8 protein-coding genes are annotated in these 6,283 nt (G+C 61.2%); 4 read left to right on the plus strand and 4 right to left on the minus strand.

Features of this window, described 5'->3' with window-relative positions:
* Positions 1-3 precede the first annotated feature (3 nt).
* A complete protein-coding gene (locus FEM54_RS21765) occupies positions 4-228 on the minus strand; it encodes a DUF1161 domain-containing protein (protein ID WP_017137921.1) in 225 nt (74 codons plus the stop codon).
* 115 nt (positions 229-343) lie between these two features.
* Positions 344-559: a dodecin gene (locus FEM54_RS21770; RefSeq protein WP_016969657.1), complete on the minus strand. Its 216-nt coding sequence runs from the start codon at positions 557-559 to the stop codon at positions 344-346.
* A gap of 155 nt (positions 560-714) precedes the next feature.
* Here FEM54_RS21770 and FEM54_RS21775 point away from each other — a divergent pair, with 155 nt between their 5' ends.
* Positions 715-1,041 carry an ElaB/YgaM/YqjD family protein gene (locus FEM54_RS21775; RefSeq protein ID WP_003187304.1) on the plus strand — a complete coding sequence of 109 codons (327 nt, stop codon included), beginning with the start codon at positions 715-717 and terminating at the stop codon, positions 1,039-1,041.
* Here the strand turns inward: FEM54_RS21775 and FEM54_RS21780 are convergent.
* On the minus strand, positions 1,038-1,934 hold the full coding sequence (locus FEM54_RS21780; RefSeq protein WP_138452952.1) for a LysR family transcriptional regulator: 897 nt from the start codon (positions 1,932-1,934) through the stop codon (positions 1,038-1,040). The genes FEM54_RS21775 and FEM54_RS21780 overlap by 4 nt on opposite strands.
* A gap of 109 nt (positions 1,935-2,043) precedes the next feature.
* Here FEM54_RS21780 and trpB point away from each other — a divergent pair, with 109 nt between their 5' ends.
* From trpB to FEM54_RS21795, 3 genes are all read left to right on the plus strand, one after another.
* A complete protein-coding gene (trpB, locus tag FEM54_RS21785) occupies positions 2,044-3,285 on the plus strand; it encodes a tryptophan synthase subunit beta (RefSeq protein ID WP_058420548.1) in 1,242 nt (413 codons plus the stop codon).
* Entirely contained in the window at positions 3,285-4,094 is an 810-nt protein-coding gene (gene trpA / locus FEM54_RS21790; protein ID WP_017137924.1) for a tryptophan synthase subunit alpha, read from the plus strand. The genes trpB and trpA overlap by 1 nt, the downstream gene beginning before the upstream one ends.
* A 138-nt stretch (positions 4,095-4,232) precedes the next feature.
* Positions 4,233-4,676: an anti-virulence regulator CigR family protein gene (locus tag FEM54_RS21795; RefSeq protein ID WP_017137925.1), complete on the plus strand. Its 444-nt coding sequence runs from the start codon at positions 4,233-4,235 to the stop codon at positions 4,674-4,676.
* A 212-nt stretch (positions 4,677-4,888) separates the two neighbouring features.
* On the opposite strand, the gene FEM54_RS21800 is transcribed toward FEM54_RS21795, so the two are convergent.
* Positions 4,889-6,193, minus strand: a complete 1,305-nt coding sequence (locus FEM54_RS21800) for an MFS transporter (RefSeq protein ID WP_138452954.1) — start codon at positions 6,191-6,193, stop codon at positions 4,889-4,891.
* Positions 6,194-6,283 lie beyond the last annotated feature (90 nt).

The following is a 6,283-nucleotide window of genomic DNA, read 5'->3' on the forward strand; positions in this document are numbered from 1 at the left end:
GGATTAACCGCGCTTGTAGACGATTTCCTTGGTGCCGCCTTCGCAACTGCCAATCACTTTGCCATCGGCCGCCGCGCCTTTGTCGACAACATCCAGCGAATAATGCTGAACACCTTTAGCGTCGAGCTTCGCCGCGAGTTCACCTTTCAGCTCTTCACAAGGCTTGCCCGCCGCCAGGGCAGTGCCCGCAATGCTCAACAAACCTACCGCTAACAGGAACTTCTTCATCCGTTACTTTCCTTGCGCTGATCGAAAAGTGCGTGCCGACGCTTATGGCGTCGGCACCCAATGGTTGTAGCGCAGGTTATGGCAATCGGCCAGTCAGCAAGTTCAACTCACGGGATCAACTACTGGCAATTCGGAATCCCACCTTGAGCGTGACCTGGAAGTGCGCGGCCTTGCCGTCCTTGATATGGCCGCGTGTTTCGGTCACTTCGAACCACTCCAGGTGCTTGATGCTCTTGTGCGCCTCAGCGATGGCGTTGTTGATGGCGTCTTCGATGCTGGTGGTCGAGGAGCCGACCAGTTCGACTTTCTTGTAGGTGTGATGATCAGACATAACGTTTCTCCTGAGGTCTCTAGTGAGCGTAGCAGTGAATCTTCGTACTGCTTCTGGCGACCAATGCCACTCGAAAGTTCAGATTTACTGCACTTTCTGAAAACCGTGGAGTCGGTATCTACACATGCCACTCAATCACTTCAGGAGAGTTCCACATGGCCAACACTTCTTTACGCAAAGCGTCGCTGGAAAGCATGGAAGCCGAGATTTCGAGCCTGCTCAAGTCCCTTGAGAGCCTCAAGGACGATGCGTCCGATGAGTCGCGCAAAACGCTGAAGGCCCTGAAAAGCAATGCCGAGAATGCCCTCAAGCACTCCCGCCACTTGATCAGCGATGCCTACGAAGAAAGCAAAGTCAAAATCCGCGAAACCAGCGCGGCAACCCGTGACTACGCACAAGAGCACCCATGGACTACCGCCGGCGTTGCCGTTGGCGCGCTGGGCCTGCTGGCGGCTTACCTGCTGTGCAAACGCGGTGACTAAACTGGCTGGCGCAACAGCTCAGCCTTGAGCCACTGCGCCAACTGACCCGCGCGCCCGTCTGCGGCGCGCTTGGGTAGCCACAACGCCAGGTGCGCCGGGGTTTCACTGAAACCCCACGGCGCCACCAGGCGACCCGCTCGCAGGTCCTCTGCCACCAGCGGTTCGGGCGCAATTGCCACACCCAAACCCGCCACCGCCGCCTCCAGCAAATAATACAAATGCTCAAAACCCTGGCCGTGCTTCAACGCGCCGGGCTCGATGTCATGTTGCTGCGCCCAGATGGGCCAGGCCTGCGGGCGCGAGGTGGTGTGTAACAAGGCTTCACCGCACAGGGCGTGGGGCGGCGCCTGGCGCAGGCGTTCGTAACCGGCGAAGCGCGGGCTCATTACCGGGCCAATGCGCTCGCTGGCCAACTCATACACCTGCATGTCCGCTGGCCATGGCGGCTCAGCAAAAACCAGCAGGGCATCCAGGCCGGGGCGCCGTGGGTCGAGGTCGCCGTCACCCGCCGACAGGTGCAGACGCAAGTCGGGCAAGTCTGCGTTCAAGCGGCCCAGGCGCGGAATCAGCCAGCGCGCCAGCAAGCTGCCCGAGCAGCCGAGCACAAAAGGCGCATCGGCGCTGGCCCGGGTCAGTTCGGCGCAAACATCCCTTAAACGCTCGAACGCTTCGGCACTGGCATCCCTGAGCCGAACGCCTGCATCTGTGAGTTTAAGGCCGCGCCCGTCTTTGGCGAACAGACTGACACCCAAGTGCTCTTCCAACACCTTCAACTGGCGGCTGACCGCGCCATGGGTCACATGCAGTTGCTCGGCTGCCTGACTGACGCTGTTCAAGCGGGCGGTGGCCTCAAATGCACGCAAGGCATTGAGGGGCGGTAGGTCTCGGCTCATCTGTGAGTTTTCCTGACAGGTTATGGCGATCTTATCGGTTTTCAGCGTGGCACGTCAGGGGTAGAGTGGCCGTCATTGCCTCTCCTCACCTTCTTTCCTGGAGCGCCCCATGACTCAGTCCCAGACCGACCTTCGCAACGGCCCCGACGCCAACGGCCTGTTTGGCGCGTTCGGCGGCCGCTACGTCGCTGAAACCCTGATGCCGTTGATCCTCGACCTGGCCCGCGAATACGAAGCGGCCAAGATCGATCCGGCCTTTAACGAAGAATTGGCCTACTTCCAACGCGACTACGTCGGGCGCCCAAGCCCGCTGTATTTCGCCGAACGCCTGACCGAGTTCTGTGGCGGCGCCAAGATCTACCTCAAGCGCGAAGAGCTCAACCACACCGGCGCGCACAAGATCAACAACTGCATCGGCCAGATCCTGCTGGCGCGGCGCATGGGCAAAAAACGCATCATCGCCGAGACCGGCGCGGGCATGCACGGCGTGGCCACCGCCACCGTGGCGGCGCGCTTTGGCCTCGATTGCGTGATCTACATGGGCACCACCGACATCGAGCGCCAGCAGGCCAACGTGTTCCGCATGAAGTTGCTGGGCGCAGAAGTGATCCCGGTCGTGGCCGGCACCGGCACCCTTAAAGACGCGATGAACGAAGCCCTGCGTGACTGGGTGACCAACGTCGACAGCACCTTCTACCTGATCGGCACCGTGGCCGGCCCCCACCCGTACCCGGCGATGGTGCGCGATTTCCAGGCCGTGATCGGCAAGGAAACCCGCGACCAGCTGCAAGCCCAGGAAGGCCGCCTGCCGGACAGCCTGGTGGCATGCATCGGCGGTGGTTCCAACGCCATGGGCCTGTTCCACCCGTTCCTGGATGACACCAGCGTCGAAATCATCGGCGTTGAAGCCGCCGGCCACGGCATCGAAACCGGCAAGCACGCCGCCAGCCTCAACGGTGGTGTACCGGGCGTGCTGCACGGCAACCGCACCTTCCTGTTGCAGGACGACGACGGCCAGATCATCGACGCCCACTCGATTTCCGCCGGCCTCGACTACCCAGGTATCGGCCCTGAACACGCCTGGTTGCATGATATCGGCCGTGTTCAGTACACCTCGGTGACCGACGACGAAGCCCTCGAAGCCTTCCACAAATGCTGCCGCCTGGAAGGGATTATTCCTGCACTGGAAAGCGCCCATGCCCTGGCTGAAGTGTTCAAGCGCGCACCGACCTTGCCGAAAGATCACCTGATGGTGGTCAACCTGTCCGGCCGTGGCGACAAAGACATGCAGACCGTGATGCACCATATGGAACACTCTCAACAAGAGCAGTCAAAGCAGGAGAAACACTGATGAGCCGCCTGCAAACCCGTTTTGCGCAACTGAAAGAACAAAACCGCGCCGCCCTGGTGACTTTCGTCACCGCCGGCGACCCGGGTTATGACACCTCGCTGGCGATCCTCAAGGGCTTGCCCGCCGCCGGTGCCGACGTGATCGAGCTGGGCATGCCCTTCACCGACCCGATGGCCGACGGCCCGGCGATTCAACTGGCCAACATCCGTGCGTTGGAAGCCAAACAGAACCTGCTGAAAACCCTGCAGATGGTTCGCGAGTTCCGCAAAGACAACCAGGACACGCCACTGGTGCTGATGGGTTACTTCAACCCGATCCACAAATACGGCGTGCCCACGTTTATCGCTGACGCCAAAGAAGCCGGTGTCGACGGCCTGATCGTGGTCGACATGCCGCCCGAGCATAACGGCGAGCTGTGCGACCCGGCCCAGGCGGCAGGCATCGACTTTATCCGCCTGACCACGCCGACCACTGATGACGTGCGCCTGCCGACCGTGCTTAACGGCAGCTCCGGTTTTGTGTATTACGTGTCGGTGGCCGGTGTGACCGGTGCCGGTGCCGCCACCCTGGAACACGTCGAGGAAGCGGTAACGCGCCTGCGTCGGCATACCGACCTGCCGATCAGCATCGGCTTTGGTATTCGCACACCGGAACAAGCCGCCGCTATCGCACGCCTGGCAGACGGTGTGGTGGTGGGTTCGGCGCTGATCGATCACATCGCCAATGCGAAAAATGATCAGCAAGCAATTGATGGCGTATTGAGCCTCTGCGCGGCGCTGTCGGAAGGTGTCCGTAACGCCCGTACGTAAGCGGCGTGTAGCAATGGGTAAAGTTCCTGATACAGAGGAATCATCCGGGCAATCCAGTACCTAAACTGACAAGACCAAGGGATTTCGAGCCTCGTTCGAAATCCCTTTTTTGTTCGTGCAGTACTGAGGAAAGCCCCCATGAAAATGCCTAAACGCTTGATCGCAGGTCTTGGCGTGTTGATGCTCGGCGCAAGTGCCCTGGCGCAGGCCGCGCCGCCCGACCAACGCGGCGATGGCCCAGGCCGTGGCGGCCCGCAAGGCCAGTACGAGCAACGCGGCGACGACCATCGCGGCCCGCAGGATAACCGTCGTGGCCCGCCACAGGACTTCGGCCCCGTGCGCCAGGTGATCCGTGACAACCACAACGACTTCCGCCGTGGCGCGCCACCACCTCCTGGCGTGCGCCTGGTGCGGGGCCAACCGCTGCCACGCAACTACTACGGCGAACGCCTCGACAACCGCGCCTTGGCCCATCTGCCGCAATACCCAGGGTATGAATGGCGTCGTTCCGGCGGCGATATCGTGTTGATCGCCATCGGCACCAGCATCGTCTATCAAATCCTGGATGGCGCCCTCTACTAGCCCAGCAAAGCTTTTGTGGCGGGCGAGCTGTTGTGGCGAGCGGGCTTGCCCCGCGTTGGGGTGCGAAGCGCCCCCAAAACCAGACAACACGGTTTCATCAGGAAAAAACGCAGTGGCCTTATTGGGGCTGCTGCGCTGCCCAACGCGGGGCAAGCCCGCTCGCCACAACAAGCCCGCTCGCCACAGGGTTTCGGTCCACTCAAACAATGGATTTACAGCTCGATGCGCTCAACCTTGCCCACCAGCAACACGTAGGACAGCGCCCCCAGCAATGCCAGCACCGCGATATAGGTAATCGCCGGCGCAAACGAATCCCCACTGGCCAGAAAGCCAATCACTATCGGCGTGGTAATCGCCGACAAGTTGCCGATGAAGTTAAACACCCCACCCGTCAGCCCCAACAACCGCGCCGGCGCCAGGGTCGACACCAATGACCAGGTGATCGATGCCAGGCCATTGCCAAAGAACGCCAGCGCCAGAAACGCACTCACCCAGGCCGTCGAGTCCACATAGTTGGCGCCGATGATCGCCGTGGAAATCAGCAACCCACCAATGATCGGCAGCTTGCGCGCAAACCCTACCGACGTACCCCGGCGAATCAGCCAATCAGAAAAAACCCCAGAACACAGCACGCCGATAAACGCAGCGAGGAATGGCAGCGAGGCCAGCAGGCCGGACTTGATGAAGTCCATGCCGCGATATTTCACCAGGTAGGTCGGGAACCACGTCAGAAAAAACCACAGCGTCGAGTTCAGGCAGAACTGCCCCAGGTAGATGCCCCACAGCTTGCGCTTGCTCAGCACTATCCCGAGGTCGACCCAACTGAACGGCGCCTTGACCGCTTTCGCCTGCATATCCACCAGGCCGCCGCCCTCGCGGATCAGCTCGATTTCTGCCGCGTTGGCGCCTTTGAAATCTTTCGGCTCGCGGTACACCGCGTACCAGATCAACGCCCACAGGATGCCGACGCCACCGGTGGCGACAAACACCATGTGCCAGCCAAACGCGTGTTGCAGCCAGGCCAGCACCGGCGTGAGGAACGCCAGCCCGACAAACTGCCCGGAGGTGTAAACGCCAATCGCGGTGGCACGCTCACGCTCGGGGAACCAAGTGGTGACCACGCGGCTGTTAATCGGATAGGCCGGTGCTTCCAGGGCGCCGACGGCCATGCGCAGCACAAACAGCGCGATAAAGCTGGCCGCAAACCCCAGCATTACCGTGGCGATAGACCACAACAGCAGGGCAGCCGTGTAGAGAATGCGCGGCGGCACGCGGTCCACCAGCCAGCCGCCGGGAATCTGCATGGCGGCGTAGGTCCAGCCGAACGCGGAGAAGATCAGCCCGACATGCACCGGGTCGATCCCCAGTTCGCTGGTCAGTGCCGGGGCGGCAATCGACAGGTTGCTGCGGTCGAGGTAGTTGATCACCACGGTGATAAACAGCAGCACCATGATGAAGAAACGCTTTCTGCTAGGCGTGACGAGAGAAGCCTGCCCGGTGAAGGATTCAGGGTGCATGGGGTTGCCTCTTCTTATGTTTATTGAGGACGGGGCGCGGTCATTGTGGGAGCTGGCTTGCCTGCGATGGCGGTGCATCAGCTAACTGAT

The organism is Pseudomonas edaphica (assembly GCF_005863185.1).
Classification (GTDB): domain Bacteria; phylum Pseudomonadota; class Gammaproteobacteria; order Pseudomonadales; family Pseudomonadaceae; genus Aquipseudomonas; species Aquipseudomonas edaphica.

Coding starts and splice junctions, on each gene's coding strand:
- FEM54_RS21765 (WP_017137921.1), bottom strand. CDS start 228: ATGAAGAAGTTCCTGTTAGCGGTAGGTTTGTTGAGCATTGCGGGCACT.
- FEM54_RS21770 (WP_016969657.1), bottom strand. CDS start 559: ATGTCTGATCATCACACCTACAAGAAAGTCGAACTGGTCGGCTCCTCG.
- FEM54_RS21775 (WP_003187304.1), top strand. CDS start 715: ATGGCCAACACTTCTTTACGCAAAGCGTCGCTGGAAAGCATGGAAGCC.
- FEM54_RS21780 (WP_138452952.1), bottom strand. CDS start 1,934: ATGAGCCGAGACCTACCGCCCCTCAATGCCTTGCGTGCATTTGAGGCC.
- trpB (WP_058420548.1), top strand. CDS start 2,044: ATGACTCAGTCCCAGACCGACCTTCGCAACGGCCCCGACGCCAACGGC.
- trpA (WP_017137924.1), top strand. CDS start 3,285: ATGAGCCGCCTGCAAACCCGTTTTGCGCAACTGAAAGAACAAAACCGC.
- FEM54_RS21795 (WP_017137925.1), top strand. CDS start 4,233: ATGAAAATGCCTAAACGCTTGATCGCAGGTCTTGGCGTGTTGATGCTC.
- FEM54_RS21800 (WP_138452954.1), bottom strand. CDS start 6,193: ATGCACCCTGAATCCTTCACCGGGCAGGCTTCTCTCGTCACGCCTAGC.